This is a genomic window from Agromyces mariniharenae, from assembly GCF_008122505.1.
Lineage (GTDB): Bacteria > Actinomycetota > Actinomycetes > Actinomycetales > Microbacteriaceae > Agromyces > Agromyces mariniharenae.
In genome coordinates this window covers 2,108,975-2,134,150 of sequence record NZ_VSSB01000001.1, presented here as the reverse complement: position 1 = coordinate 2,134,150, position 25,176 = coordinate 2,108,975, and the positions used below count along the sequence as shown (strand labels likewise).

The 25,176-nt window shown below is 74.2% G+C and carries 27 protein-coding genes; 14 read left to right on the top strand and 13 right to left on the bottom strand.

The window, feature by feature from the left end; all coding sequences use genetic code 11:
• The first annotated feature begins 121 nt into the window (after positions 1–121).
• The 4 genes from FYC51_RS09905 (at position 122) to FYC51_RS09890 (ending at position 4,099) form a co-directional block, all read left to right on the top strand.
• Positions 122–1,300 (top strand): sensor histidine kinase, encoded by a 1,179-nt coding sequence (locus FYC51_RS09905; protein WP_148733385.1) that lies wholly within the window; start codon positions 122–124, stop codon positions 1,298–1,300.
• Positions 1,297–1,968 carry a response regulator gene (locus FYC51_RS09900; RefSeq protein ID WP_148733384.1) on the top strand — a complete coding sequence of 224 codons (672 nt, stop codon included), beginning with the start codon at positions 1,297–1,299 and terminating at the stop codon, positions 1,966–1,968. The genes FYC51_RS09905 and FYC51_RS09900 overlap by 4 nt, the downstream gene beginning before the upstream one ends.
• A gap of 153 nt (positions 1,969–2,121) precedes the next feature.
• Positions 2,122–3,456: an acyltransferase family protein gene (locus tag FYC51_RS09895; RefSeq protein ID WP_187432569.1), complete on the top strand. Its 1,335-nt coding sequence runs from the start codon at positions 2,122–2,124 to the stop codon at positions 3,454–3,456.
• 46 nt (positions 3,457–3,502) lie between these two features.
• The gene (locus tag FYC51_RS09890; RefSeq protein WP_148733382.1) at positions 3,503–4,099 is read left to right on the top strand and encodes an antibiotic biosynthesis monooxygenase; all 597 of its coding nucleotides are present in this window, start codon (positions 3,503–3,505) and stop codon (positions 4,097–4,099) included.
• A 44-nt stretch (positions 4,100–4,143) separates the two neighbouring features.
• Here the strand turns inward: FYC51_RS09890 and FYC51_RS09885 are convergent, their stop codons facing one another.
• Positions 4,144–4,926, bottom strand: coding sequence for an IclR family transcriptional regulator (locus tag FYC51_RS09885; protein ID WP_148733381.1), 783 nt, complete (start codon positions 4,924–4,926; stop codon positions 4,144–4,146).
• Between the two features lie 82 nt (positions 4,927–5,008).
• On the opposite strand from FYC51_RS09885, the gene hutH reads away from it, so the two are divergent.
• From hutH to hutI, 4 genes are all read left to right on the top strand, one after another.
• Entirely contained in the window at positions 5,009–6,580 is a 1,572-nt protein-coding gene (hutH, locus tag FYC51_RS09880) for a histidine ammonia-lyase (RefSeq protein WP_148733380.1), read from the top strand.
• A 252-nt stretch (positions 6,581–6,832) separates the two neighbouring features.
• Positions 6,833–8,284, top strand: coding sequence for a M23 family metallopeptidase (locus FYC51_RS09875; protein WP_148733379.1), 1,452 nt, complete (start codon positions 6,833–6,835; stop codon positions 8,282–8,284).
• Between the two features lie 78 nt (positions 8,285–8,362).
• Positions 8,363–10,039, top strand: coding sequence for a urocanate hydratase (gene hutU, locus FYC51_RS09870; protein ID WP_148733378.1), 1,677 nt, complete (start codon positions 8,363–8,365; stop codon positions 10,037–10,039).
• A 47-nt stretch (positions 10,040–10,086) separates the two neighbouring features.
• On the top strand, positions 10,087–11,376 hold the full coding sequence (gene hutI / locus FYC51_RS09865; RefSeq protein ID WP_187432650.1) for an imidazolonepropionase: 1,290 nt from the start codon (positions 10,087–10,089) through the stop codon (positions 11,374–11,376).
• Positions 11,377–11,404: 28 nt separating this feature from the next.
• On the opposite strand, the gene FYC51_RS09860 is transcribed toward hutI, so the two are convergent.
• From FYC51_RS09860 to FYC51_RS09845, 4 genes are read right to left on the bottom strand one after another with little or no spacing between them, the layout of a single operon-like run.
• Entirely contained in the window at positions 11,405–11,701 is a 297-nt protein-coding gene (locus FYC51_RS09860; protein WP_148733377.1) for a DUF503 domain-containing protein, read from the bottom strand.
• A 20-nt stretch (positions 11,702–11,721) separates the two neighbouring features.
• Positions 11,722–11,994: a DUF6510 family protein gene (locus tag FYC51_RS09855; RefSeq protein WP_148733376.1), complete on the bottom strand. Its 273-nt coding sequence runs from the start codon at positions 11,992–11,994 to the stop codon at positions 11,722–11,724.
• Complete coding sequence (locus FYC51_RS09850; protein WP_238476289.1) at positions 11,991–12,785, bottom strand: FAD-binding oxidoreductase; 795 nt, start codon at positions 12,783–12,785, stop codon at positions 11,991–11,993. Before FYC51_RS09850 ends, FYC51_RS09855 begins: the two co-directional genes overlap by 4 nt.
• The gene (locus tag FYC51_RS09845; RefSeq protein WP_148733375.1) at positions 12,782–13,372 is read right to left on the bottom strand and encodes a sulfite oxidase-like oxidoreductase; all 591 of its coding nucleotides are present in this window, start codon (positions 13,370–13,372) and stop codon (positions 12,782–12,784) included. The genes FYC51_RS09850 and FYC51_RS09845 overlap by 4 nt, the downstream gene beginning before the upstream one ends.
• A 128-nt stretch (positions 13,373–13,500) precedes the next feature.
• Between FYC51_RS09845 and moaA the strand changes: the two genes are divergently transcribed.
• The gene (gene moaA, locus FYC51_RS09840; protein ID WP_148733374.1) at positions 13,501–14,568 is read left to right on the top strand and encodes a GTP 3',8-cyclase MoaA; all 1,068 of its coding nucleotides are present in this window, start codon (positions 13,501–13,503) and stop codon (positions 14,566–14,568) included.
• Between the two features lies 1 nt (position 14,569).
• Positions 14,570–14,821 carry a MoaD/ThiS family protein gene (locus tag FYC51_RS09835; RefSeq protein ID WP_148733373.1) on the top strand — a complete coding sequence of 84 codons (252 nt, stop codon included), beginning with the start codon at positions 14,570–14,572 and terminating at the stop codon, positions 14,819–14,821.
• Between the two features lie 16 nt (positions 14,822–14,837).
• Here the strand turns inward: FYC51_RS09835 and FYC51_RS09830 are convergent, their stop codons facing one another.
• The 4 genes from FYC51_RS09830 to FYC51_RS09815 are packed head-to-tail and all read right to left on the bottom strand — an operon-like array spanning position 14,838 to position 18,590.
• A complete protein-coding gene (locus FYC51_RS09830) occupies positions 14,838–15,272 on the bottom strand; it encodes a molybdenum cofactor biosynthesis protein MoaE (RefSeq protein ID WP_148733372.1) in 435 nt (144 codons plus the stop codon).
• Complete coding sequence (gene moaCB, locus FYC51_RS09825; protein WP_148733371.1) at positions 15,265–16,281, bottom strand: bifunctional molybdenum cofactor biosynthesis protein MoaC/MoaB; 1,017 nt, start codon at positions 16,279–16,281, stop codon at positions 15,265–15,267. Before moaCB ends, FYC51_RS09830 begins: the two co-directional genes overlap by 8 nt.
• On the bottom strand, positions 16,278–17,474 hold the full coding sequence (locus tag FYC51_RS09820; RefSeq protein ID WP_148733370.1) for a molybdopterin molybdotransferase MoeA: 1,197 nt from the start codon (positions 17,472–17,474) through the stop codon (positions 16,278–16,280). The genes moaCB and FYC51_RS09820 overlap by 4 nt, the downstream gene beginning before the upstream one ends.
• A gap of 15 nt (positions 17,475–17,489) precedes the next feature.
• Positions 17,490–18,590 (bottom strand): ThiF family adenylyltransferase, encoded by a 1,101-nt coding sequence (locus FYC51_RS09815; protein WP_148733369.1) that lies wholly within the window; start codon positions 18,588–18,590, stop codon positions 17,490–17,492.
• Between the two features lie 101 nt (positions 18,591–18,691).
• Between FYC51_RS09815 and FYC51_RS09810 the strand changes: the two genes are divergently transcribed.
• The 4 genes from FYC51_RS09810 to FYC51_RS09795 are packed head-to-tail and all read left to right on the top strand — an operon-like array spanning position 18,692 to position 21,544.
• Positions 18,692–19,108, top strand: a complete 417-nt coding sequence (locus FYC51_RS09810) for a TOBE domain-containing protein (protein ID WP_148733368.1) — start codon at positions 18,692–18,694, stop codon at positions 19,106–19,108.
• Positions 19,105–19,923, top strand: coding sequence for a molybdate ABC transporter substrate-binding protein (gene modA / locus FYC51_RS09805; RefSeq protein WP_238476288.1), 819 nt, complete (start codon positions 19,105–19,107; stop codon positions 19,921–19,923). The genes FYC51_RS09810 and modA overlap by 4 nt, the downstream gene beginning before the upstream one ends.
• Before the next feature lie 11 nt (positions 19,924–19,934).
• Positions 19,935–20,819, top strand: coding sequence for a molybdate ABC transporter permease subunit (gene modB / locus FYC51_RS09800; protein ID WP_420797230.1), 885 nt, complete (start codon positions 19,935–19,937; stop codon positions 20,817–20,819).
• Complete coding sequence (locus FYC51_RS09795) at positions 20,816–21,544, top strand: sulfate/molybdate ABC transporter ATP-binding protein (protein ID WP_148733366.1); 729 nt, start codon at positions 20,816–20,818, stop codon at positions 21,542–21,544. The genes modB and FYC51_RS09795 overlap by 4 nt, the downstream gene beginning before the upstream one ends.
• A gap of 59 nt (positions 21,545–21,603) precedes the next feature.
• Here the strand turns inward: FYC51_RS09795 and FYC51_RS09790 are convergent, their stop codons facing one another.
• The 4 genes from FYC51_RS09790 to FYC51_RS09775 all read right to left on the bottom strand — a co-directional run bounded on the left by FYC51_RS09790 (position 21,604) and on the right by FYC51_RS09775 (position 25,075).
• Positions 21,604–22,905, bottom strand: a complete 1,302-nt coding sequence (locus FYC51_RS09790; RefSeq protein WP_148733365.1) for an HNH endonuclease signature motif containing protein — start codon at positions 22,903–22,905, stop codon at positions 21,604–21,606.
• 269 nt (positions 22,906–23,174) lie between these two features.
• The gene (locus FYC51_RS09785) at positions 23,175–23,660 is read right to left on the bottom strand and encodes a SixA phosphatase family protein (RefSeq protein WP_148733364.1); all 486 of its coding nucleotides are present in this window, start codon (positions 23,658–23,660) and stop codon (positions 23,175–23,177) included.
• Positions 23,661–23,736: 76 nt separating this feature from the next.
• On the bottom strand, positions 23,737–24,705 hold the full coding sequence (locus FYC51_RS09780) for an arginase family protein (protein ID WP_148733363.1): 969 nt from the start codon (positions 24,703–24,705) through the stop codon (positions 23,737–23,739).
• 100 nt (positions 24,706–24,805) lie between these two features.
• On the bottom strand, positions 24,806–25,075 hold the full coding sequence (locus FYC51_RS09775) for an SHOCT domain-containing protein (protein ID WP_148733362.1): 270 nt from the start codon (positions 25,073–25,075) through the stop codon (positions 24,806–24,808).
• Positions 25,076–25,176 lie beyond the last annotated feature (101 nt).

Here is a 25,176-nt window from a genome sequence, read left to right as displayed (position 1 = left end):
CGGATCGGCACACGGCCCCGGCCGGCGCCGGACCCTACCGGCGTACGGCCGCAGGATCGCTCCGCCGAGGGATGCCGCGCCGCGGTCCTCGTGACAGGCTGCTGCCACCATGGACCTCCGAATGCAGGCACCACCCTCCGGCGACCGCCGCGTGCGCGCGTGGACCTGGCTCGCGACCTCGCTGCTCGCGGTCGTGCTCGTGACGGTCTCGGTGCCGATCGCCGCGACCGCCTACGGCGTGCACCCGCTCGCGGCGTTCGCCACGAGCCTCGCGCTCGCGGGCGCAGTCCCGCTCGCCGTGCGCCTGCCGTGGCTCGGCGCCGCGCTCTCGACCGTCGGCCTGCTCGCGTTCGCGCTGCTCTCCGCGTCGTCGGATGCCGCGCCGTGGCCCTGGCCGGTGACGTCGATCCTGTCGCAGGCCGCCCTGCTCATCGTGCTCGGCCTCATGCGCCCGTGGTGGCTCGGCTTGTCCGCCTGGCTCGCCGGCGTCGTCGTCACCGCGCCGTTCGCGTTCGTCGACGCGGGCGCCGCGGCGAACCTCGTCACAGCGGCGGCCATCACGCTCTCGGCGCTGGCGGTGGCCGTGCTCGTCGCGCAGCGTCGCACCATCGGAGTAGAGCTGTTCCGCGAGCGGGCGGCCACCGCCTCCGAGCAGGAACGCCGCGTGCTCGTCGAGGAGCGCAATCGCATCGCCCGCGAGCTGCACGACGTCGTCGCGCACGGACTGTCGATCATCCACGTGCAGGCCACGAGCGCTCCCTACCGCCTGGCGGGGCTGAGCGACGAGGCGACGGCCGAGTTCGGTGAGATCGCGGCATCCGCTCGCACCGCCATGACCGAGATGCGCCAGCTGCTCGGCGTGCTGCGCAGCGAGGACGCCGCCGCCGACACGGCGCCGCAGCCCGGCCTCGACGACCTGCCGGCCCTCGTGGGCTCCGTCGAACGCGCGGGCGTGCCCGTCACGCTCGAACTCGGCGAGGCGCTGCCCGCCACGGGGCTCACCGCGACCACGGCCTACCGCATCGTGCAGGAGGCGCTCTCGAACGTGGTGCGCCACGCCCCGGGCGCCGCCACGCACGTCACGGTCGAGGTGCTCGCAGGCGACCTCGTCGTCGGCGTCGAGAACGAGCCGGCCACGGGTGCCCCGGGTCCCGACGCGCGCGGCGGCGGCCACGGCCTCGTGGGCATCGGCGAGCGCGCGGCGCTGCTCGGCGGCCGTGCGGAGTACGGCGAGCGTCCGGGCGGGGGATACCGTGTGCTTGCGACCCTCCCGCTCGGGTCGGACGGAGGAACCACGTGACGATCACGGTGCTCGTCGCCGACGACCAGGCGATGGTGCGTGCCGGGTTCGCGGCGGTGCTCGCCGCGCAGCCCGGCATCGACGTGGTGGGGCAGGCCGCCGACGGCGTCGAGGCGGTCGCGCTCGCCCACGAGCTGCGCCCCGACGTCGTCGTGATGGACGTGCGGATGCCGCATCGCAACGGCATCGAGGCGACGAGAGACCTGCAGACGCCGGCGCGCGGCTCCGACCACGTGCCGCGCGTGCTCATGCTCACGACGTTCGACATCGACGAATACGTCTACGAGGCGCTGCGCGCGGGCGCGAGCGGGTTCCTCCTGAAGGACGCGACGCCCGAGGAGCTCGTGGCCGCCGTGCGCGTCGTCGCCGCCGGCGATGCGCTGCTCGCGCCGAGCGTGACCCGGCGCCTCATCGAGGACTTCGCCCGGTCGGCACCGCCGCCGCGCACCTCGGAGACCCGACTGGCCGGTCTCACCGAGCGCGAGCGCGAGGTGCTCACGCTCGTGGGCCGGGGCATGTCGAACGCCGAGATCGCGTCGGCGCTCTTCATCGCCGAGCAGACCGTCAAGACGCACGTGTCGAAGATCCTGCAGAAGCTCGGCCTGCGCGACCGCGTGCACGCCGTCGTGCTCGCGTACGACACGGGGCTCGTGCAGCCCGGCGCGTAGCCCGAGCTCCTCGTACCGTCGGCCCATCCGCCGGCCCCCCGAGCGGTACCGGGGTAGGGGTCGGAACGGCACCCCCGTGTGATGTGGCCGGGGGTGCCCGGTCCCTACCGTCTCTCATCGTGGGCGGATGGTCCGCCCGGATGGAGCACGGTGATGACCGACACGCTCAGCCGCCCGGCGGGCACGCCCGCAGCGGCATCCCACCACGGCGGCTCGCCCGCCGCCGGGCGCACCGGAGTCGCCCGCGACACGAGCGTCGACGCGATCCGCATCGCCCTGCTCGTCGTCGTCTTCGGCCTGCACGCCATGATGTTCGGCGTCAGCATGGGGCCGGACGGACCGGTGCTGCAGAACGCCCTCGAGGGGCAGCCCTGGTTCGGCCCCGTCAGCTGGGTCGTGCAGATCATGCCGCTCTTCTTCATCGCGGGCGGCTTCTCGAGCTTCCACCACTGGCGGTCGATGCGCGCCAAGGGAGCGACGGCGTCGGAGTACGTCCGCTCGCGCATCGGGAGGTTGGTGCGGCCCGCGATCGCCGTCGTCGCCGTCGTCGCGAGCGGTCTCGTCGTGCTCCGGCTCGCCGGCCTGCCCGAGGACCTCGTGGCCACGGCGGGCTTCCGCGTCGGCCAGCCGCTGTGGTTCCTCGGCGTCTACCTCGCGACCTCGGCGCTCGTGCCGGTCATGGTGCGCGCGCACGAGCGGGCGCGGCTGCTGACGCCCGTCGTCCTCCTCGCCGCGGTCGTCGCCGTCGATGTCGTTCGCCTGTCGACGGGCGTGGACGCGATCGGGCTGCTCAACCTCGTGCTCGTCTGGCTCCTCGTGCAGCAGCTGGGGTTCCACCTCGCCGACGGCGGGCTCGACCGGTTCCGCCCCCGTGCGCTGTGGGGAACTGCTGTCGCGGCGCTCGGCGTCCTCGCCGTGCTGACGGTGGCGGGCCCGTTCCCGGTCGACATGTACGAGAACCTCAACCCGCCGAACGTGACCCTCGTGGTGCTCGGCGTCGCGCAGCTCGCGCTGTTCCAGCTCGCACGGCCGCGCATCCGCGCCTGGGTCGACCGGGCGGATGCCGCGGGCCCGATCTCCGCGGTCGGCGAGCGCGCCATGACGGTGTACCTCTGGCACATGCCCGTGCTCGTCGCGCTCGCGGGCCTCTCCCTCGCCGCGCACGCGACGTTCGGCACGCCGCTGCCGGATCCGCTGAGCGTCGAGTGGTGGGCGACGCGTCCGCTCTGGCTCGCCGCCGGCGCGGCAGCCGTGGTGCCCGTGGTGCTCGTGTTCGCGCGCTTCGAGCGGGGTCGCCGGCAGCGAGGCCGAGACGCGGCATCCGTCGTCGCGACCGTCATCGACACCGTCGCGGCCGTCGCCGGCGTCGCGACCCTGCTCGTCGCGGGCTTCGCTCCGCTGCCGGCGCTCGTCGCGCTCGCGCTGCTCGCCCTCGCGCACGTCGGCTCCCGACGCGTGCTCGCCGGTGCGCGCCGACTGGTCGGGTAGGGCCGCCCGTTACCGCTCCGAAACCGCGATGGGGTGGGATGGATGCATGGCCAGCGAACCGATCACCGTGTCGATCCGGCGCGAGGTGGACCCGGCCCGGATCTCCGAGGCCACCGCCTGGGTGCAGACCGGCGTCAACCTCGCGAACGGATATCCGGGCTTCCTCGGCTCGGGCTGGGTGCGCGCCGGCGAGACGTCGACCGTGTGGCACATGCTCTACCGCTTCGCGAACGAGGAGACGCTCGACGCGTGGGAGCGATCGCCCGAGCGCAGCCGGTGGCTGTCGATGGGCGAGGACTTCGTGCACTCCGAGCGCAGCCGGCGGCGCACCGGCATCGAGGGCTGGTTCGACGAGCCGGCCACGGGCTCGGTGCCGGTGGCGGATGCCGCGGGGCACGGCGCCGAGGCATCCGACCTGCCGCCCGCGCCGCCGCGCTGGAAGCAGGCGGTCACGATCTGGCTCGGGTTCTTCCCGGTGAACCTGCTGTTCGCCTACCTCGTGGCGCCCGTGCCCGGATGGGGCGAGCTGCCGATCTGGCTCAGGGCGCTCGGCACCACGCTCGTGCTGACGCCGATCATGACGTACTGGGTGCTCCCCCTCGTCACGCGGATGCTGCGGCGCTGGCTCGCACCGAAGCGCTGACCGGCAACAGAGCTGACCGGCACCGAAGCGCTGACCGGTTCCGATCAGCGGATGCCGCCGATGCGACGTGAGAGCGTGGCCGCCGCCTCGCGCACGCCCTCCACGGCCCGCTCGCGCAGCCCGGTCGCGGCGTCGTCGGGGAACGTCACCGCGATCGCCGCGGCCGGCCAGCCGAGGTGGTCGACGACCGCCGCTCCGGCCGACGCGAGGCCGCTCGTGACCTCGCCGTCCTCGGCGGCCCAGCCGCGGGCGCGCACGTCGGCGAGCACGCGCTTCAGGCGCCCGTAGCTCCACTCCGCGGCATCCGCCTCGCCCTCGGGATGCCGCTCGGCGAACGCCGCCCGGTCGGGATACAGTGCGCGCAGCTGCGCCGGCGGGAGTTCGGCGAGCATCGCCCGTCCGGTGGCCGTGAGGTGCGCGGGCAGGCGCACGCCCACGTCGGTGACGAGCGAGGGACGCCGTGGCGCGCGCTCCTCGACGAGGTAGAGCACGTCGCGTCCGTGCAGCACCGCGAGGTGCCCCGACTCGCCGAGGCGGTCGACGAGGGTCGCGACGAGCGGCCGTCCGAGCCGGGAGAGCGGCTGCTGCCGGCTGAACCCGCTCGACAGCTCGAACGCGGCGATGCCGAGCCCGTACCGGCGCTCCTCGGGCAGGTGCACGACGAAGCCGCGTTCCTGCATGACCGCGAGCAGGTGGTAGACGGTCGAGCGCGGGATCTCGAGCGCCTGCGCGATGGTCGCGGCGGGCACGGGCCCGCGCTGCGCGGCCAGGTGGGCGAGGATCGCGAGCGTCTGGTCGGCGGCGGGCACCTTCGAGCCGGGCTCCATGCGACCTCCTCGTCCGGGATCCCGGACGCCAGCGTACTCCTCGGCGTTCCCGCGCGCGCGGGTGCGGTGTGGAATCGGAGGCATGAGCACCATCGCGCCCGCACCCGACCGCATCGCGGCATCCGTCACCGTCGGCACCGGACCCCTCACGATCGACGACGTCGTCGCCGTGGCCCGGCACGGGGCATCCGTCGAGCTCGACCCGGCGGCCCTCGAGGAGGTCGCCGCGAGCCGCGCGATCGTCGAGGGCCTCGCCGCCGACCCCGAGCCGCACTACGGCATCTCGACCGGCTTCGGCGCGCTCGCGACCACCTTCATCGCCGAGGACCGCCGCGCACAGCTGCAGGCGAGCCTCGTCCGCTCGCACGCCGCGGGCTCGGGCGCCGAGGTGGAGCGCGAGGTCGTGCGCGCCCTGATGCTGCTGCGCCTCTCGACCCTCATGACCGGCCGCACCGGCGTGCGCCGCGAGACCGCCGAGACCTACGCGGCGATCCTGAACGCGGGCATCGCGCCGGTCGTGCGCGAGTACGGCTCGCTGGGCTGCTCGGGCGACCTCGCGCCCCTCGCGCACTGCGCGCTGGTCGCCATGGGCGAGGGCGAGGTCCGCACGGCCGATGGCGAGCCGACGGATGCCGCGACGGCCCTCGCCGCCGCCGGCATCACGCCGCTGCGCCTCGGCGAGAAGGAGGGCCTCGCCCTCATCAACGGCACCGACGGCATGCTCGGCATGCTCGCCCTCGCGATCGACGACCTGCGTCGCCTGCTCCCCACCGCCGACGTCGCGGCGGCCATGAGCGTCGAGGGCCTCATGGGCACCGACGCGGTGTTCGCCGAGGACCTGCACGCCCTGCGCCCGCAGCGCGGCCAGGCGCTCGCCGCGTCGAACCTCCGCGCCCTGCTCGCCGGGTCCCCCATCGTGGCGAGCCACAAGGGACCCGAGTGCACGCGCGTGCAGGACGCCTACTCGCTGCGCTGCGCCCCGCAGGTGCACGGCGCCGCCCGCGACACGCTCGCCCACGCGGCGTCCGTCGCCGACGCCGAGCTCGCCAGCGCGGTCGACAACCCGGTGCTGACGCTCGACGGCCGCGTCGAGTCGAACGGCAACTTCCACGGCGCGCCGGTCGCGTACGTGCTCGACTTCCTCGCGATCGCGGTGGCGGATGTCGCCTCGATGAGCGAGCGGCGCACCGACCGGTTCCTCGACCGCGCGCGCAACCAGGGCCTGCCGCCGTTCCTCGCCGACGAGGTGGGCGTCGACTCGGGGCTGATGATCGCCCAGTACACGGCCGCGGGCATCGTGTCCGAGCTGAAGCGCCTGGCGGTGCCGGCGTCGGTCGACTCGATCCCGTCGTCGGCGATGCAGGAGGACCACGTGTCGATGGGGTGGGCCGCCGCGCGCAAGCTCCGGCGCGCGATCGACGGCCTCGCGCGCGTGCTCGCGATCGAGGTCATGACCGCCTCGCGCGGCCTCGCGCTGCGCGCTCCGCTGCGGCCGGGCGCCGCCACGGGAGCGGTCGTGGAGCTCGTGGCGGGCGTCGGCGCAGTGCCCGGGCCCGACCGATTCCTGTCCCCCGAGATCGAGGCGATCACGGGGCTCGTGGCGTCGGGCGAGGTCGTCGCGAGGGCGTCGCGGGAGGCCGGCGACCTGGTGTGACACCTTCCGGGCACCATCCCCGCCGACGTGAGACATGCTCATGTACCCCGAACGTGGGCTGTGCGTACGCTGCAGAACGGTTGTCTCACTCGGGCGGCGATGACAGACTGGACGGGATCGGCCCCGGGCCGATACCCGAAACGGAACCTGATGACGCCGACGCCACCCTGTTCAGAACCCGGCCGAGAGCGCCCGTGGTATTCACGGAGCGCTCGCCGGGGTGGCGTCACGCTCGCCGCAGCAACGGCCGTCGTGCTGCTGAGCGTCCTGGGTGCCGCGCCCGCTTACGCGGAGGAGCTCTCGGCGACCGGGACCACCGACACGACGAGCACGACCGACGCGACCACGACCGAGACCGCGGAACCGACGACCGAACCCGCGCCGGCCGAGGAGCCCGCGCCGGCGGAGGAGCCCGCGCCGGCGACGGAGACTCCGACCGATCCGGCCACGCCGCCGCCGACCGATCCCGCCACGCCGCCACCGACCGACCCGGCCACGCCGCCGCCCACTGACCCGGCCACGCCGCCGCCGACCGACCCGGCCACGCCGCCGCCGCCGACCGACCCGGCCACACCGCCGCCCACGGATCCGGCCACACCGCCGCCCACGGATCCGGCAACGAACCCACCGGGCTCACCCGCGCCGACCTCGCCGACGATCTCGTCGCCCACGCGCACGCTGCGCGCGACCGCTGCGTCGATCTCGACGGGCACGAACAGCCTGCAGTCGGCCGCGCTCGCGGGGGCGCAGGCGCGTATCCAGCTCGCCACGTCGCAGCTCCGCGCCGCTGAGGCGGCGCTCGCCGACGCCCGGTCGATGCGGGCCGAGGCGCAGGCCGTCGCCGAGCGCATGCAGGGCCTCGCCGACGACGCCAAGGCCAAGGCCGACGCCGCCGGCCGCGTGTACTTCGCGGCCGCGCAGGGCGACGGCGCGACGCTCTCGTCGATCCCCGCCGCGTTCGGCGCCGGCAAGGACCTGCTCGCCGGCCTCGGCGGCGTGGCGCGGGTCGAGCAGATCGCCGGTGACGTCGAGAAGCTCCTCGCGATCGCCGACAAGCGCACCGAGGAGGCCGCGGCGGCGCAGGAGCGCGCCGACGCCGCATGGGCCGCGGTCGACGAGGTGCCGGTCGAAGCCGCAGAGGCCGAGGTCGAGGCCGCCGAGCAGGCGCTGGCCGACGCGCGCCAGGAGCTCGCCGACCTGCAGGCCGACGCCGCATCCGACAGCCGCCTGGCGTCGAGCGGCGTCTCGCTCCTGCTCAACCTGCCCGCCGATGCGGGACAGCTCAGCGACCAGGGCTGGGCGCTCCCCGTGGTCGGTCGGATCACCTCCGACTTCGGCCCTCGGCCGGTCAAGCCGCTGCCGGGCGTGAACGACTTCCATCGGGGCACCGACCTCGCCGCCTCGTGCGGCACGGCGGTCTACGCCGCCACGTCGGGCGTCGTGAACGCGGCCGGCCCGAACGGCAGCCTCGGCAACTGGATCCAGATCGACCACGGCTCGGGCGTCGAGACCGGCTACGGGCACCTGACCGACGGCGGCGTCTTCGTCGCGGCCGGCGAGACCGTGACCGCGGGCCAGCTCATCGGCGCGGTCGGCAGCACGGGCGCCTCCACCGGGTGCCACCTCCACTACGAGGTGCACCTCGACGGCGCCGCCATCGACGCGGTCCCGTTCATGGCCGCGCGCGGCATCTCGCTCGGCTGACCCTCCTCGTCTGGGATCCCGGACGCGCACCCCGCGGCATCCGTTGTCGCAGCGTGCCGCGTGCGGTGGGATCGAGGCATGACCGATGCACCCCCCGCCCCCGCGCGCACCGTCCGCGCCGCCCGCGGCTCGGAGCTGACCGCGAAGAGCTGGCAGACCGAGGCGCCGCTGCGCATGCTCATGAACAACCTCGACCCCGAGGTGGCCGAGCGCCCCGGCGACCTCATCGTCTACGGCGGCACCGGCAAGGCCGCCCGCAACTGGGAGTCGTTCGACGCCATCGTGCGCACGCTCGAGGACCTCGAACCCGACGAGACGCTGCTCGTGCAGTCGGGCAAGCCCGTCGGCGTCTTCCGCACGCACGAGTGGGCGCCGCGCGTGCTCATCGCCAACTCGAACCTCGTCGGCGACTGGGCGACGTGGCCCGAGTTCCGCCGCCTCGAGCAGCTCGGCCTCACCATGTACGGCCAGATGACGGCCGGCTCCTGGATCTACATCGGCACGCAGGGCATCCTGCAGGGCACCTACGAGACCTTCGGCGCCATCGCGCGCGCACGGTTCGGTGGTTCGCTCGCCGGCACGCTCACGCTCACCGCCGGCTGCGGGGGCATGGGCGGCGCCCAGCCGCTCGCCGTGACCATGAACGAGGGCGTCATGCTCATCGTCGACGTCGACGAGTCCCGCCTGGCGCGCCGCGTCGACCACGGCTACCTCGACGAGCTGACCGACGACCTCGACGACGCGATCGAGCGCGTGCTCGCCGCGAAGGCCGCGCGCACCCCGCTCAGCGTCGGCCTCGTCGGCAACGCCGCCACCGTGTTCCCCGAGCTGCTCGCGCGCGGTGTGGCGATCGACATCGTGACCGACCAGACCAGCGCGCACGACCCGCTGTCGTACCTGCCCGAGGGCGTCTCGGTCGACGAGTGGCACGAGCTCGCGGCATCCGACCCCGAGGGCTTCACGACCCGCGCCCGCGAGAGCATGGCGAAGCACGTCGACGCGATGGTCGGCTTCCAGGAAGCCGGCGCCGAGGTGTTCGACTACGGCAACTCGATCCGCCGCGAAGCGGAGCTCGGCGGGCTCGCGCACGACCGTGCCTTCGCGTTCCCGGGCTTCGTCCCCGCGTACATCCGCCCGCTCTTCGCCGAGGGCAAGGGCCCGTTCCGCTGGGCGGCGCTCTCGGGCGACCCGGCCGACATCGCCGCGACCGACCGCGCGATCCTCGAGCTGTTCCCCGACGACGAGCACCTGCGCCGCTGGATCACGCAGGCCGGCGAGAAGGTGCACTTCGAGGGCCTTCCGGCTCGCATCTGCTGGCTCGGCTACAAGGAACGCCACCTCGCGGGCCTGAAGTTCAACGAGATGGTCGCCTCGGGCGAGCTCAGCGCGCCGGTCGTCATCGGCCGCGATCACCTCGACTCGGGCTCGGTCGCCTCGCCCTACCGCGAGACCGAGGCCATGGCCGACGGCTCCGACGCGATCGCCGACTGGCCGCTGCTCAACGCGCTGCTGAACACGGCGTCGGGCGCGACCTGGGTGTCGATCCACCACGGCGGCGGCGTCGGCATCGGGCGCTCGATCCACGCCGGCCAGGTGGTCGTCGCCGACGGCACCGACCTCGCGGCCGAGAAGATCGCACGCGTGCTCGTGAACGACCCGGGCACCGGCGTCATGCGGCACGTCGACGCGGGCTACGACCGCGCCGTCGAGGTGGCTCGCGAGCGCGGCCTGCGCGTGCCCATGATGGACGCATGACGGGTCTCGGTTCGCCCGGCATCGACGCGACGATCGGGAGCGCACGCATGACTGATGGCGGTGCAGTGAAGCGGATGCTGCTGACGAACGTCGGCGAACTGGTCACGAACGACCCGGCTCCCGACCGCGACGGCGGCCCGCTCGGCATCGTGCGGGATGCGGCCGTGCTCGTGGAGGACGGCCGCATCACGTGGATCGGGCCCGCCGCGCACGTGCCGTCGCACGACGACGAGCTGCGGCACGAGCGCGAGCAGCGGCGCGACGGCGAGGAGCACCGGTCGCTGTGGGACGCCGACGTCGAGGTGGTCGACGCGGGCGGCCGTGCCGTGTTCCCGGGCTTCGTCGACAGCCACACGCACCTCGTCTTCGGCGGCGACCGGGCCGAGGAGTTCGCCGCGCGCATGGCCGGGCGCCGCTACGAGGCGGGCGGCATCCGCTCGACCGTGGCTGCGACCCGCGCCGCGACCGACGACGAGCTGCGCGCCCGCCTCGCCGGGTTCGTGGCCGAGCTGCACGCCCAGGGCACCACGACGTTCGAGGTGAAGTCGGGGTACGGGCTCTCGGTGCGCGACGAGGAGCGCATCGTGCGCCTCGCCCGCGAGGTCACCGACGAGGTCACGTTCCTCGGCGCGCATGTCGTGCCGGCCGACTACGCCGACCCGGCGGGCGATCCCGGCACGGGCGCCGACGCCTACGTCGACCTCGTCGTCGGCGAGATGCTCGAGGCCTGCGCGCCGCACGCGAAGTGGATCGACGCGTTCTGCGAGCGCGGCGCCTTCACCGCGGAGCAGTCCCGGCGGGTGCTCGAAGCGGGTGCGGCCATGGGCCTCGGCGTGCGAGTGCACGGCAACCAGCTCGGCGCGGGCGACGGGGTGCGTCTCGCGATCGAGCTCGGCGCGGCATCCGTCGACCACTGCACCTACCTCGACGACCCAGAGGTCGCGGCGCTCGCGGCATCCGACACGGTCGCCACCCTGCTGCCGGGCGTCGAGTTCTCGACCCGGCAGCCGTACCCCGACGCGCGGCGCCTCATCGACGCGGGCGTCACGGTGGCGCTCGCGAGCGACTGCAACCCGGGGTCGAGCTTCACGAGCTCGATGCCGTTCTGCATCGCGGTCGCCGTGCGCGACATGGGCATGACGCCCGCCGAGGCGCTCTGGGCCTCGACCGCCGGGGGTGCGACAGCGCTGCGGCGCACGGATGTCGGGGCGATCCGCCCGGGCGGCCCGGCCGACCTCGTGCTGCTCGACGCGCCGAGCCACGTGCACCTCGCCTACCGTCCGGGCGTGCCGCTCATTGCGCGCGTGTGGAAGGACGGGGAGGTCGTCGCGAGCTGAGGCGTGCGGCCGCAGCCGCGGCATCCGCTCAGTCGTCGTCGCTGCGGCGCAGCCGCCGCCGCGCCGAGAGCAGCATGACGTCGGGCCGCGAGGCGACGAGCCGCTCGGCGCGGTCGAGCGTGTCGGTCACGCGCTCGGCTCCGGATGCCACGACGCCGACGCCGAGCACGGCGCGACGGTGCAGGTCCTGCTCAGCGACCTCGGCCACGCTCGCCTCGGTGGCTCGGCGCAGGTCGGCGAGGATCGGCCGGATGACGGCCCGCTTGTCCTTCAGCGAGTGCACGTCGCCGAGCAGCAGGTCGAACTCGATCCAGCCGATCCACATGGCGTGCTCCCCGTGGAGTGTCAGCCCTCCGATGGCGTCCGACGCACCTCGATCGCGGTCACGCCCCTGAGGCCGATCCAGGCGCGGTCGCCCGACTCGACGAGCGTGGCGAGCACGGTGTCGCACGTGCTGCAGCGCACGACCGTGCCGGCGCCGCTGCGGTAGACCATGGCCCTGGCGAGCTCGGCGACCGTGCCGCAGCCGACGCACCGCCCGCTGGCCATCGTCGCGTCGAAGGTGAAGAACTCGGCGAGCGGACCCGCGATGGCGTTGCCGTCGACGTGCTCCATCATGCGCCTCCGTATCGTTCGGTGCGGATCGACCGCGGGTCGTGGCCGAGCTCGACGAGCCAGTCGGCGACGCGCTCGACGAAGCCCGTCGAGCCGCAGACGAAGACCCGCGGGCGCTCCGACGCGGGGAACACGGCGGCCTCCAGGGCCTCGCGCATGATCCGGCCGGGCGCCGTCGCCCAGCCCTCGGGCGCGCGGCGGGTGTAGACCACGTCGAGCTGCAGCGGGGCCGCGGCATCCACGAGCGTCGCGAACTCGTCATCGAAGTAGACGTCGTCGGGCGTGCGCACGGAGTACAGCAGGCGGAACGGCGTCGGGTCCGAGGCATCCGCGTGCGCGTGCGCCATCGCGTAGAGCGGCACGACGCCCGACCCGCCGGCGATGAGCTGGACCGGTCGATGGTCGCCCGTGTCGGCCGCGGGAGCCCAGACGAAGAACGCCCCGAGCGGGCCGTGCACCTCGAGCATGTCGCCGGCGCGCACGTCGTCGACGAGGTACGGCGACACCTCGCCGTCGGGCAGCTTGTCGACCGCGAGCACGACGCGGGTCGACGACCCCGACGAGGCGATCGAGTACGACCGCGTCGCCTGGTAGCCGTCGGGCGCGGTGAGGCGCACGTCGAGGTGCTGCCCCGCCGCATTGCCCGGCCAGCCGGGCACGTCGAGCTCGATGCGGGTCGCGTTGGGCGTCTCGCGGTGCGTCGCGGCCACCGTGGCGACGTGCCAGCCCGAGCGCGGGACGGCCAGCGGCGCCGCGCTCGGCGCGACGGCCTGCGCGGTCGGAGCGTCGCTCACCAGTACCGCTCCTCCTTCCACGGATCCCCATGGATGTGGTACCCGTTCTGCTCCCAGAAGCCGGGCTCGTCCTGGTCCATCATCACCAGTCCGCGCACCCACTTCGCGCTCTTCCAGAAGTAGAGGTGCGGCACGAGCAGCCGGGCCGGGCCGCCGTGCTCGGGGTCGAGCGGCTCGCCGTCGAACTCGAACGCGACCCACGCCTTGCCGTCGAGCAGCTCGTCGAGCGGCACGTTCGTCGTGTAGCCGCCGTAACTGTGCGCCATCACGTAGTCGTACTGGGTCTCCACGTCCTCGAAGAGCGTGTCGAGCGAGACCCCGCGCCACCGCGTGCCGAGCTTCGACCAGTGCGTCACGCAGTGGATGTCGGTGTCGACGTCGTCGATCTTCAGCGCCATGAACTCGTCCCAGTTCCACGAGTGCGCGCCGGTCTCGGTGCGGATCGTGAACTCCCAGTCGTCGGTGTCCACCTCGGGCGTGGGCCCGGCCGAGAGGACCGGGAAATCGGTGACGAGGGTCTGCCCCGGCGGGAGCCGGTCGTCGCGCTCGCGACCGCGTCCGCTGAACCCCCGAGTGATGAACGACATGGCGTCTCCTCCCGACTCGTCTCAGGGTAGTGAGGAGCGCGGGCGCTGTCACGGAATCGAGTGCAGTCGACCCCTTCCGTTCGCCGGCGGACATCGGCGCGAAACACGCGAGCGCCTAGTGTGGAGGCATGGCGGCCCTCTCGCTCGGCATGCCGGCTCTGCGCCGGCCGCCGTCGGCTGCGCCGTCGACCGAGGGGCGACCGGATGTCCCGGGGCTCGTCGACCGGTTCGGCCGCGTCGCCCGCGACCTCCGCGTGTCGATCACGTCGGCCTGCTCGCTGCGCTGCACGTACTGCATGCCCGCCGAGGGCCTGCCCGTGATCCCACGTGACGAGCTGCTCTCGTCGACCGAGATCGCGCGACTCGTCGGCATCGCGGTGCGTGATCTCGGCGTGACCGAGGTGCGCTTCACGGGCGGCGAGCCGCTCACGCGCGCCGACCTCGTCGAGATCGTCGCGCTGAGCGCCGCGGCCGCCCCCGGCACGCCGCTCGCGCTGACGACGAACGGCATCGGCCTCGACCGCAAGGCCCAGGCCCTGAAGGACGCCGGGCTCAGCCGGGTCAACGTGTCGCTCGACACGCTCGACCGGGAGCACTTCACGCGGCTCACCCGCCGCGATCGGCTGCCGCGCGTGCTCGACGGCATCGCCGCGGCGCATCGCGCCGGGCTCGGGCCGCTCAAGGTCAACGCGGTCGCCATGCGCGAGACCCTCCACGACGCGCCGACCCTGCTCGCCTGGGCTATCGAGCACGGATGCCGCCTGCGCTTCATCGAGCAGATGCCGCTCGACGCCGACGAGACCTGGCTCCGCGAGAACATGGTCGACGCGCAGGAGCTCCTCGACGTGCTCGGCGAGCACTTCGCGATCGAGCCCGTCGGCCGCGACGACCCGTCGGCGCCGGCCGAGGAGTGGCTCGTCGACGGCGGCCCGGCGACGGTCGGCATCATCGCCTCGGTGACCCGCTCGTTCTGCGCCGCCTGCGATCGCACGCGCCTGACCGCCGAGGGCACCGTGCGCTCGTGCCTGTTCGGCGACGACGAGACCGACCTGCGCGCGATGCTCCGCGACGGGGCATCCGATGCCGAGCTCGCCGACCGCTGGCGCGCCGCGATGTGGGGCAAGCAGGCCGGCCACGGCATCGACGCGGCGGACTTCCACCGCCCGGTGCGCTCCATGGGCGGGATCGGGGGCTGACGTGGCATCCGTGACCGTGCGCTACTTCGCGGCGGCCGCCGAGGCGGCCGGCGTCGAGGAGGAGACCCTCGCCGCGACCGAGGCGGGGTCGACCGTCGGCGAGCTGCGCGACCTGCTCGTCGGACGCTACGGGCCCGCGATGGCCCGGGTCGTCGCGAACGGCTCGTTCCTCGTCGATGGCGTGGTTCGGCGCGACGCGGCGGCGCCGATCGGCGCGAACGTCGACGTGCTGCCGCCGTTCTCGGGAGGCTGAGCGGCACCCGAAGCCGCTACAGGTTCACCCACTCCGTCGCGCCGCCCTCGAGGTGCTGGCGCTTCCAGATCGGCGTGCGCTCCTTGATCCGGTCGACGAGCAGGGCGCACGCCGCGAACGCCTCGGCGCGGTGCGGCGCGGCGACGGAGGCCACGAGCGCGACGTCCCCGATGGCGAGCGACCCGATGCGGTGGGCGGCCGCCACGCGCAGGCCCGTCTCGCGGGCGACCTCGGCGCACGTCTCGCGCAGGAACCGCTCCGCCTCGGGATGCGCCTGGTAGTCGAGGCGGGCGACGGATGCCCCGTGGTCGTGGTCGCGGATGACGCCCTCGAACGTCACGAGCGCGCCGTCCTGCGGCGACTGCACGAACGCCTCGATCGCCGCGCGGTCGATGGGCTCGTCGAGCACGAGCGCGAGGACCTCGGGGTCAGCAATCTCGGGGTCAGTCATTCGACGCCTCTCGCGGCGCGTGGTCGCCGCCGGCGACCTGGTCGAGCAGGTGCGGCAGCAGCTCGTCGAGCACGCGCAGCCCGTCGGCGACGCCGCCGCGCGAGCCGGGCAGGTTGACGACGACCGTCCGCCCGGCGATGCCCGCGAGCGCGCGGCTCAGCGCCGCGGTCGGGGTGGCGGCGCGACCGGCCGTTCGGATCGCCTCGGCGACGCCGGGCAGTTCCTGGTCGAGGATCGCGAGGGTCGCCTCGGGGGTGCGGTCGCCAGGGTTCACCCCGGTGCCGCCCGTCGTGATGAGCACGGCGGGCGATCCCGAGACCGCGCCGCGCAGCGCCTGCGAGACGTCGGCGTCCGCCACGATCACGGGCGCGTCGGTGTCGAAGCCGCGCTCGCGGAGCCAGTCCACGATGATCGGGCCGGTCGTGTCCTCGGCGGCGCCGTCGGCCGCGCGGGTCGACACGACGAGCACCTCGGCGATGCCGGCGGCGCGCGGATGAGCCGGCGCGGTGCGCGCTTCCTCGACGAGCGCCTCGCCCGCGGCATCCGCTCGCCAGACGCCCCGCTTGCCGCCGCGCTTCTCGACGAGCCGGATGCCGCCGAGCTGCGCCGCCGGGTCGACGGCCTTCACCATGTCGTGCAACGTGAGGCCGGCGATCGCGACCGCGGTGAGCGCCTCCATCTCGATGCCGGTGCGCGCGGTCGTCGAGACGGTCGCGCGGATGGTGACCGCCGTCTCCTCGAACCCGAAGTCGATCGACACCGCGTCGAGCGGCACGATGTGCGCGAGCGGGATGAGCTCGCTCGTGCGCTTGGCGCCCGAGATGCCGGCGATACGCGCGGTCGGCAGCACGTCGGCCTTCTTCAGGCCGTCGGATCGCACGAGGCCGACCACCTCGGCCGTGGTGTCGAGGCGGCCTTCGGCGATCGCGACGCGACGCGTGACGGGCTTGCCGCCGACGTCGACCATGCGTGCACGGCCGTCGTCGTCGAGGTGGGTGAGCGAGGTCATAGCTCAACGGTATCCACGACGGCGCCGGCGTCGAGCGACGTGACGTCCTCGGGCACGACGATGAGCAGGTCGGATGCCGCGAGCGCCGCCACGAGGTGCGACCCCGGTCCCCCGACGACCTCGGCACGCCCGTCGTCGGTGCGCCGCCCGCGCAGGAACTGCCGCTTGCCGGCGACCGACACGAGCGGCGCGGCGAGCTCGAGGCGTTCGCGACGGGCCTGGGGGAGTCCGGCGATCGCCCGCAGGGTCGGCGCGACGAACAGCTCGAAGGAGAGCTGCGCACTCACGGGGTTGCCCGGGAAGCCGATCAGCGGGATGCCGCGGTACGCGCCCGTGGCCTGCGGGCCGCCCGGCTGCATCGCGACCGAGCCGACCCACGCGCCGAGCGGCTCGATGAGCTCGCGCACGACCTCGTAGGCGCCCTGCGAGATGCCGCCGCTCGTGAGGATGAGCTCGGCCTCGGCCTCGCGGGCCGTGTCGAGCTCGGCGCGCAGTCGGTCGGCCGCGTCGCGAACGCGCGCCTCGTGGACGACGACCCCGCCCGCGGACCGAACGGCCGCGGCGAGCGCGATGCCGTTCGCGTCGGGGATCTCGCCGGGCTCGAGCTCGGCACCGGGCGCGACGAGCTCGCTGCCCGTGCTGATCACGGCGACGCGCACGCGCTCGCGCACGAGCAGCTCGGTGAGGCCGGATGCCGCGGCGGCCGCGAGGTGGCGCGACGCGAGCTTCAGTCCGGGCGGCAGCACGTCGGCCCCGGCGGCGAGGTCGGAGCCGGCCTCGCGCACGTACTCGCCGGCGCGCCGAGCGCTCCCGATGCGGACGCCGCCGTCGCCGTCGGGCTCGGTGTCCTCGACGGGCACGATCGCGTCGGCGCCGGCCGGGACCTGCGCGCCCGTCATGATCCGCACGGCGGTCCCGGGCTCGAGCGCTGCGGGATCGCCCGCCGCGGCGGCGACCTCGCCGGCGATCGGCAGCGACACCGGGGCATCCGCCACGTCGACGGCACGCACCGCGAAGCCGTCCATCTGCGAGTTGCGGAACGGCGGCAGCGCGATGGGCGACTCCACCGGAGAGGCGGTGATGCGGCCCAGGGCTTCGGCGAGCGCGACCCGCTCGGTCGGCCGTGCGCCCAGGCCCGCGAGCAGCGACCGCACGAACGCGGCGTGCTCGTCGACGGGGATGCGGTCGGCCATCAGCAGCTCGCCATCTCAGTACCTCGCGACCGCGGGGTCGACGGTGCGCGACCAGGCGTCGATGCCGCCGACGAGGTTGCGCACGTTCGCGAAGCCCGATCCGGCGAGGAGGCGTGCGGCGTACTCCGAGCGCACGCCGAGGTGGCAGTACACGACGACGGATGCCGCGCGATCCAGCTCCCCCGCACGGTCGGCGAGCTCGGGCAGCGGGATGAGCGTGGCGCCCGCGATCGTCGCGATCTGCGCCTCCCACGGCTCGCGCACGTCGAGGAGCAGCGGCGGCGCGTCGGACGCGAGCTCGCCGGCGAGCGCGGCGGGCGCGACGTCGCCCGGCACCGCGGGTTGCGGAGCCGGCCGAGCGGGTTCCGGCTCGACCGGTCGTTTCGCGGCATCCTCCGCCCGGCGGTACGCGATCTCGCGCGATCGGCCGCTCAGCCCGTCGTACACGACGACGCGACCGAGCAGCGGTTCGCCGATCCCCGTGAGGAGCTTCAGGACCTCGCCGGCCATCATGCCGCCCGTCACGGTGCAGACCGTGGGCAGGATGCCGTCGATCTCGCAGCTGAGCCCGGCATCGGCGGGCGGCTCGGGGAAGAGGTCGCGGTACGAGACGCCGCGCGCATCCCACGAGACGCCGACCTGGCCCGAGAACTTCGCGGCGGATCCCCACACGAGGGGGATGCCGGCGCGCGCCGCGGCGTCGTCGGCCGCGTAGCGGGTCAGGATGTCATCGGTCCCCTCGACGAGGAGGTCGGCGCCGGCGAGGAGCTCGTCGGCCACGGTCTCGTCGAATCGGATCGCCGCCGGGACGAGGTCGGTGTCGGGCGACAGGTCGTACGCGGCATCCGCTGCGGACTCGACCTTGAGCCGGCCGAGGTCGCCGGGCGCGTGCAGGAGCTGGCGGTGCAGGTTCGTGACGTCGACCTCGTCGTCGTCGACGACGACGACCGTGCCGACGCCGGCCGCGACGAGCGAGGGCACGACGAAGCTGCCGAGGCCGCCGGCGCCGAGCACCACGACGCGGGCGTCGGCGAGCCGGCGTTGCGCGTCGGTGCCCCAGCCGGGCAGCACGCGCTGGCGGGCGTAGCGGGGCGAGTCGGGATCGATCGCGGGCATGCTCCGATTCTCGCAGGCGGTGCGGCCCGTCCGACCGTTATCGCATGAATCCGCAGGTACGGATAGGATCGCGCTGTGACCACGCACCTGAGGATCAGATGATGCCCGAGTACCGCATCAGCGAGGCCGCCGCCCTGCTCGGAGTGAGCGACGACACCGTGCGCCGTTGGGGGGAGCACGGGCGTCTCACGCTCCGGCGCGGGGCGAACGGCATGCGGGTGGTCGACGGCACCGACCTCGTGGCGCTCATGGCCGAGGTCGGGTCGGGCGCGGCGCTGGCCGAGGCGTTCCCGTTGGCGCGCGCCTCGGCCCGCAACCGCTTCGTCGGCCTCGTCACGCGCGTGCAGCGCGACGGCGTCATGGCGCAGGTCGACCTGCAGGCGGGTCCGTTCCGGGTCGTGTCGCTCATGAGTCGCGAGGCCGCCGACGACCTCGGGCTCGAGCCCGGCATGCTCGCCGCCGCGAGCGTGAAGGCGACGAACGTCACGATCGAGCTGCCGCCGGGGAGCGAGGGGTGACCGGTCGGCGCATCGGGCGGATGCCGCGTGCCGCCGCCGCCGTCGGCGCGCTCGCGGCGCTCGTGCTCGCCGGGTGCGCGTCCAGCGGCGCGAACGGGGGCACCGCCTCGCCCGCGCCGTCCGATGCGACCGACGACGCGGAGGCCACGACGTTGACGGTGTTCGCCGCCGCATCGCTCACCGAGGCGTTCGACGAGCTCGCCGAGCGGTTCGAGGCGGAGCATCCGTCGGTGGACGTCGCCCTGAGCTACGGCGGCAGCGCCGCACTCGCACAGCAGGTCGTCGAGGGCGCGCCGGTCGACGTGTTCGCGTCGGCGGCCGAACCGCCGATGCAGACCGTCGTCGATGCCGGGCTCGCGGGCGATCCGGTGGTCTTCGCGACGAACACGCTCGAGCTCGTCGTCCCGGCGGGCAACCCCGCGGGCGTCACCGGCCTCGACGACCTCGCCGACGCCGACCTCCGGATCGCCCTCTGCGATGCGTCGGTGCCGTGCGGCGCGGCATCCGTGAAGCTGCTCGAGCAGGAGGGCGTGGTGGCGGCGCCCGACACGCTCGAGTCCGACGTGAAGGCCGTGCTCACCAAGGTGTCGCTCGGCGAGGTCGACGCGGCGCTCGTCTATCGCACCGACGTCATCGCGGCGGGCGACGAGGTCGAGGGAATCGAGGTGCCCGGCGCGGCATCCGTCGTGAACCGGTACCCGATCGCGGCGCTCGCCGAGGCCGGCGATGCCGACACGGCGGCGGACTTCGTCGTGTTCGTGACCGGCGACGCGGGACGTGCGGTGCTCGCCGAAGCGGGCTTCGGGAAGCCGTAGTGGCGTCTCCCGTGTCGGACCGACCCGGGATCGGGCGAGGACCCCGGACCGGACGCGCAGGGCGTGGGCCGGGCGGCGCGGGACGACGTGGACCGCGCGTCGCGGGACGGCTGGCGTGGCCCGTCGCCGTCGCGGCCGGGATCGCGCTCGCGGTGCTCGTGCTGCCGCTCGCCGCCCTGGTCGTGCGGGCTCCGTGGTCGGACCTCCCCGAGCTGCTCGCGCGCGAGTCGGTCCTGCAGGCGCTCGTGCTGTCGTTCACGACGGCGTCGGTCGCGACGGCGTGCTGCCTCGTGCTCGGCGTGCCGCTCGCGGCGCTCCTCGCCCGCGCCGCGGACTGGCCGACGTTCCCGAGGAGGGCGCTGCGCGCGGCGGTCACCGTGCCGCTGGTGCTGCCGCCCGTGGTCGGCGGCATCGCCCTGCTCATGCTGCTCGGGCGTCGCGGCCCGATCGGGCAGCTCCTCGAGGAGTGGTTCGGCATGACCGTGCCGTTCACGACGGGTGCCGTGGTGATCGCGCAGGTGTTCGTGTCGCTGCCGTTCCTCACCTTCGCGGTGGAGGGTGCGCTGCGTTCGGCGGATCGGCGCACGGAACTCGCGGCCGCGACGCTCGGGGCGTCGCGCTGGCAGGTGTTCCGGCACGTGACGCTGCCGCTCGTGGCGCCGGGCGTCGCAGCGGGCGCGGTGCTGTGCTTCACGCGCGCGCTCGGCGAGTTCGGCGCGACCATCACGTTCGCGGGCTCCCTGCCCGGCGTCACCCGAACGCTGCCGATCGCGAGCTACCTCGCGATGCAGTCGGATCCCGACGAGGCGATCGCGCTCGCCCTGCTGCTGCTCGCCGTGTCAGTGATCGTGCTGCTCGGACTGCGCGACCGCTGGATGCCGGAGGTGCGCGCATGATGACGGATGTCGCGACCCGACCAGCCCTGCACGCCGACGTCGTCGTCGCCCGCGGCGAGACGCGGATCGCCGCTGCGTTCGACGTGGCGCCGGGCCATCCGCTCGCAGTGATCGGACCGAACGGAGCCGGCAAGTCGAGCGTGCTCGCCGCGATCGCGGGGCTCGTGCCGCTCGAGTCGGGACGCGTGGCGATCGGCGCCCGCTCGGTCGACGGGCTCCCGCCGGAGCGCCGACGCATCGGCGTGCTCTTCCAGGACTACGTGCTCTTCCCGCACCTGACCGTGCGCGACAACGTGGCGTTCGCCGCCCGGATGCGCGGGTCGCGCGCCGCCGCCCGCGCCGCCGCGGAGCCGTGGCTCGAACGCTACGGACTCATGTCGCTCGCCGACCGGCTGCCCGCCCAGCTCTCGGGCGGTCAAGCGCAACGCGTGGCGCTCGCCCGTGCGCTCGCCGCCGATCCCGAGGTACTGCTGCTCGACGAGCCGATGTCCGCCCTCGACGTGGAGGTGCGGTCCGACATGCGGGTCGAGCTCGCCACGCACGTGCGGGAGTTCGGCGGCGCGACGGTGCTCGTGACGCACAGCCCGGCGGACGCCGCTGCCCTCGCGGATTCCGTGCTCGTGCTCGAGGGGGGCCGCATGACGCAGCGCGGCACGCTGGCGGAGCTGCGCGCGTCCCCCGCGACGCCGTACGTCGAGCGGATGCTCGCGGCATCGGGTGAGTGAGGGTCGAGGCTGCGTCCTGCCTCGCACGGCTGAAGCGCAGCGGTCCCGCGCCGACGTGATCATGCGGCATCGGAGGTCGGTGCGTCGGATTCGAGACGTTCCGTGCTTCCAGCTGTCGCCCATGGGGGCTCCTGAGGGAGCCGTGTGAATGGCTGCTCGGGGCTGGTGAGGTGTTCGTGGCCGGCCGGTGAGGTCCAGCGGACGTCGCCGCTCGGCATCTGCGACATCCGCCAGCGGGTGTTGTGCTTGAGGCGGTGGTGCTTGCGGCAGAGGTGGGCGAGGTTGTCGTGCCGGGTGTCGCCGCCCGTCGCCCAGTCCCGGGTGTGGTCGATATCGCAGCCGACCGCGCGGCGGGAACAGCCCGGGAAGCGGCAGGTGCCGTCGCGGACCCGGAGGTACCCGGCGAGATCGGCGGGCACTCGGTAGACGGTGCGGTCGTAGGAGAGGGAGGCGCCGGAGTGGGGGTGGGTGAGGATGCGCCGGAACGACGGCGCGTGCGCCGCGAGGCGACGGGCGGTCTCGGCGTCGATCGGTCCGTGCCCGTCGAGTTCGGCGGGCTCGTCGGTGTGTCCGAGCAGGGTGAGCACTGGCACGGTGACGTACACCCGCGGGGACACGACGCCGAGCGGCGACGCATGTGCAGCGGCATCCGCGTCGAGCGGACGGCCGAGGAGCAGGTCGGCCGCCGCGTCGAGCTTGGAGTGTGCGCGGGTTGCTGAGGACTCGGCGGATTGCGCGTCCGCGAGGGCGTCGAGTCGTGCCATGATCGCGACGCCGCGTTCGGCCTCGAGGTACAGGCTGAGCCAGGCCATGCCGTCCTCGGCGGGTTCGAGGCAGACCCGCCGCCGGTCGCGTGCGCGGTCGTGCCGGGCGGTGAGCGGTTCGGAATGCAGCCGATCGCGCAGCCGCCGGATGCGACGACGGAACGCCGACGCGGTCTCGTGTGGCGCCCGCTCCAGCGCGGCCGCCTCGAGTCTGGCGGCATCCTCGGCGGGTAACCCGACCACGGCGTCGAACAGGGATCGGACATGGGCCAGGCTGATCGCACCCGAGCCGAGCGCCGCGATCGTATCGGGGTGGCGTCGGGCGATGCCGCCGTCGGCGATCAGCCCGGATGCCGTGGCCTCGGGGATGTGGAGCAGGGTGGCGAGTTCGGCGATGAACGACCGGGTCGCGAACTCTCGTTCGACCTGCGGCGACCCGTCATGCACGTCCGCGGCGGAGTGTGCCCACCCGTGCGCCCGGTCGATCAGGCGCAGCTGCTCGGCCTGCGCCGCACGGATCTCACGCTCCAGGATGGCGATGCGGTCGAGGTCGGCCCCCAGCGCGGCCTCGGCGATGGTCGCCCCGGATGTCGTCATGCATCGATTCCATCACCACCCACCGACATTCCGATCTCACAGAAATATACCCTGATCAGGTACTTTGCTTGTGGATAAGCTCGCCCGCGCCCTGCCTGTGGAGGACAAGTCGCCGAAGCGGCACGTGGGGTGAATGTGCGGGCCGCGAGGAGCTGAGGGCGGGGACGCGTCTCGATACGCGTCGTCCTGCGGTCGGCGCGACTCGACGACCGGTACGCGTCGCCCTGCGGCCCGCGCTACTCGACGACCGGAGCGCGTCGCACTCCCACCTAGTCCCGCGGCGTCTCCACCCGCACCGACGACGGCTCGACGTCCTCGAGCTCGTACCAGGCGTCGACCTCGAACGTGAACTCTGCAACGGCGCACGTCGGCATCTCGTGGATGTCCGACGAGAACTCGTGCGCGAGCGACGCGGTCTCGGGGTTGTGCCCGACGACCATGACGGTCGTCACCTCGCCGTCGAGCTCGCCGATGACGCGAAGCACCTCGTCGGCGGATGCCGCATAGAGGCGCTCGTCGAGCATGATCCGGTCGGCGTCGACGCCGAGCGCATCCGCCATGAGCTGCGCCGTCATGCGCGCCCGCAGGGCGGTGCTCGAGAGGATCCGCTCGGGCCGGAACCCGCGCTCCGCGAGCCGACGCCCCATCGCGGGGGCATCGCGCTGGCCGCGCGAGTTCAGCGGCCGGTCGTGATCGGACACGCCGGGGTGATCCCAGCTCGACTTCGCGTGGCGCACGAGCGCAAGGGTCTTCATGGGCCCGAGTCTGCCACCGCACGCACGGGGCCGCGAGGCCGGATGCCGCGACACCAGGTGGGGCGACGACCGCGCCCTACCCGCGCGCCGCCAGCCCCGCCGCGAACTCCAGCACGCACAGCGCCGCCAGGCGCACGGTGCGGCCGTCCGCGGCATCCGCGGTCGCATCGATCTCGACGAGGTCGGCCGACCGCACCCGCGGGTCGACGGCCGCGGCGCGCACGAGCGCGCGCAGCTCCCACGCGGCGAGCCCGCCCGGCACCGACGCCGGGCACCCCGGCGCGACCGACCGGTCGCAGGCGTCGACGTCGACGTCGAGGTGCACCGGACCGCCGGCGGCGCCCGCGATCTCGAGCGCCTCGGCCATGACCTCGGCCGGTCGCCGGCCGTGCAGCTCGTCGCGATGGATCACGGTGATGCCGAGGTCGGCCGCACGCGTCGCGTAGGCGACCGAGTTGGCGAAGTCGGCGATGCCGATCTGCACGATCCGTCGCGGGTCGAGCCCCGCCTCGATCAGGCGGCGCACGGGCGAGCCGTTCGAGACACCGTCACGCAGGTCGTAGTGGGCGTCGATCGTCACGAGTCCGGCGGACGCGAGGTCGTCGCCCCATGCGCCGAGCGCCGTGGCGACCGTGACCGAGTTGTCGCCGCCGAGGGCGACCAGTGCCTCAGCGCGCTCGAGCGCCGCGGCGGTTGCGGCGATGGTCCGTGCCTCGCCCTCGGGCCCATCGGGCTCCACGATGTCGCCGGCGTCGGCGAATCGCAGCTCGAACAAGTCGCGCCCACGCCGCGCGCCCGCGGCATCCGTGGCCTGGAACGGCGCCGAGCTCGCGGCCGACCGGTCGGGCATCAGTGCGGGGCTGTATCGGCGCAGCGCGTCGCGGATCGCCGCCGGCGTCGCGTGCGCGTTCGTCGGCGAGAGCGAGGTGCGCCACGCCGGCACGCCGAGCAGTGCCAGGTCGACGGATGCCCCCAGTCCGAAGTCCGCGAGCGCGGGCCAGTCGCCCGCGCGGGGCCAGAGCGGGTCGTACGAGAGCGTCGCCATGCCACGACGCTAGCAACGGCGGATGCCGCGGGCCGAGGCATCCGCCGACCGCGATGTCTGCGATCCCGGACGCCCGGCGACCGCGTGCCGTGCGCGGCGCTCAGGGCAGCGGCCGCGGCGGCCCCTCGTCGAGTGCGCGCACGATCTCCCGATACTCGTCGGGGCTGATCTCGCCGCGTGCGAGGCGCTCCTCGGCGATCGCCCGGGCGGGACTCCTCGGCGGCACCGGCGGGCCCTGGTGCGGCGGCGGTCCCGGCGGAGCCGACGTGAACGAGCGCACCACCAGGATGACGAGCGCCGCAAGCGCGAGCAGCAGGAACAGGGCGATCAGCCAGCCCCAGCCCATTCCGTAGCCGTGACCCCAGAACATGCCGCACCACCTCCGCCGGCGCCGACGGGGATGTCCCGTCGTGGCCTCATGCTACGCCCGGGGACGAAGCGCGGATCGGGCCGTTGGTCCCACCCCGGGCC

What these genes read in the sequence shown, in the direction of transcription:
- FYC51_RS09905 (WP_148733385.1), top strand. Translation starts at nt 122, where the DNA reads ATGCAGGCACCACCCTCCGGCGACCGCCGCGTGCGCGCGTGGACCTGG.
- FYC51_RS09895 (WP_187432569.1), top strand. Translation starts at nt 2,122, where the DNA reads ATGACCGACACGCTCAGCCGCCCGGCGGGCACGCCCGCAGCGGCATCC.
- FYC51_RS09890 (WP_148733382.1), top strand. Translation starts at nt 3,503, where the DNA reads ATGGCCAGCGAACCGATCACCGTGTCGATCCGGCGCGAGGTGGACCCG.
- FYC51_RS09885 (WP_148733381.1), bottom strand. Translation starts at nt 4,926, where the DNA reads ATGGAGCCCGGCTCGAAGGTGCCCGCCGCCGACCAGACGCTCGCGATC.
- hutH (WP_148733380.1), top strand. Translation starts at nt 5,009, where the DNA reads ATGAGCACCATCGCGCCCGCACCCGACCGCATCGCGGCATCCGTCACC.
- hutU (WP_148733378.1), top strand. Translation starts at nt 8,363, where the DNA reads ATGACCGATGCACCCCCCGCCCCCGCGCGCACCGTCCGCGCCGCCCGC.
- hutI (WP_187432650.1), top strand. Translation starts at nt 10,087, where the DNA reads ATGACTGATGGCGGTGCAGTGAAGCGGATGCTGCTGACGAACGTCGGC.
- FYC51_RS09860 (WP_148733377.1), bottom strand. Translation starts at nt 11,701, where the DNA reads ATGTGGATCGGCTGGATCGAGTTCGACCTGCTGCTCGGCGACGTGCAC.
- FYC51_RS09855 (WP_148733376.1), bottom strand. Translation starts at nt 11,994, where the DNA reads ATGATGGAGCACGTCGACGGCAACGCCATCGCGGGTCCGCTCGCCGAG.
- FYC51_RS09845 (WP_148733375.1), bottom strand. Translation starts at nt 13,372, where the DNA reads ATGTCGTTCATCACTCGGGGGTTCAGCGGACGCGGTCGCGAGCGCGAC.
- moaA (WP_148733374.1), top strand. Translation starts at nt 13,501, where the DNA reads ATGGCGGCCCTCTCGCTCGGCATGCCGGCTCTGCGCCGGCCGCCGTCG.
- FYC51_RS09830 (WP_148733372.1), bottom strand. Translation starts at nt 15,272, where the DNA reads ATGACTGACCCCGAGATTGCTGACCCCGAGGTCCTCGCGCTCGTGCTC.
- moaCB (WP_148733371.1), bottom strand. Translation starts at nt 16,281, where the DNA reads ATGACCTCGCTCACCCACCTCGACGACGACGGCCGTGCACGCATGGTC.
- FYC51_RS09820 (WP_148733370.1), bottom strand. Translation starts at nt 17,474, where the DNA reads ATGGCCGACCGCATCCCCGTCGACGAGCACGCCGCGTTCGTGCGGTCG.
- FYC51_RS09815 (WP_148733369.1), bottom strand. Translation starts at nt 18,590, where the DNA reads ATGCCCGCGATCGATCCCGACTCGCCCCGCTACGCCCGCCAGCGCGTG.
- FYC51_RS09810 (WP_148733368.1), top strand. Translation starts at nt 18,692, where the DNA reads ATGCCCGAGTACCGCATCAGCGAGGCCGCCGCCCTGCTCGGAGTGAGC.
- FYC51_RS09795 (WP_148733366.1), top strand. Translation starts at nt 20,816, where the DNA reads ATGATGACGGATGTCGCGACCCGACCAGCCCTGCACGCCGACGTCGTC.
- FYC51_RS09790 (WP_148733365.1), bottom strand. Translation starts at nt 22,905, where the DNA reads ATGACGACATCCGGGGCGACCATCGCCGAGGCCGCGCTGGGGGCCGAC.
- FYC51_RS09785 (WP_148733364.1), bottom strand. Translation starts at nt 23,660, where the DNA reads ATGAAGACCCTTGCGCTCGTGCGCCACGCGAAGTCGAGCTGGGATCAC.
- FYC51_RS09780 (WP_148733363.1), bottom strand. Translation starts at nt 24,705, where the DNA reads ATGGCGACGCTCTCGTACGACCCGCTCTGGCCCCGCGCGGGCGACTGG.
- FYC51_RS09775 (WP_148733362.1), bottom strand. Translation starts at nt 25,075, where the DNA reads ATGTTCTGGGGTCACGGCTACGGAATGGGCTGGGGCTGGCTGATCGCC.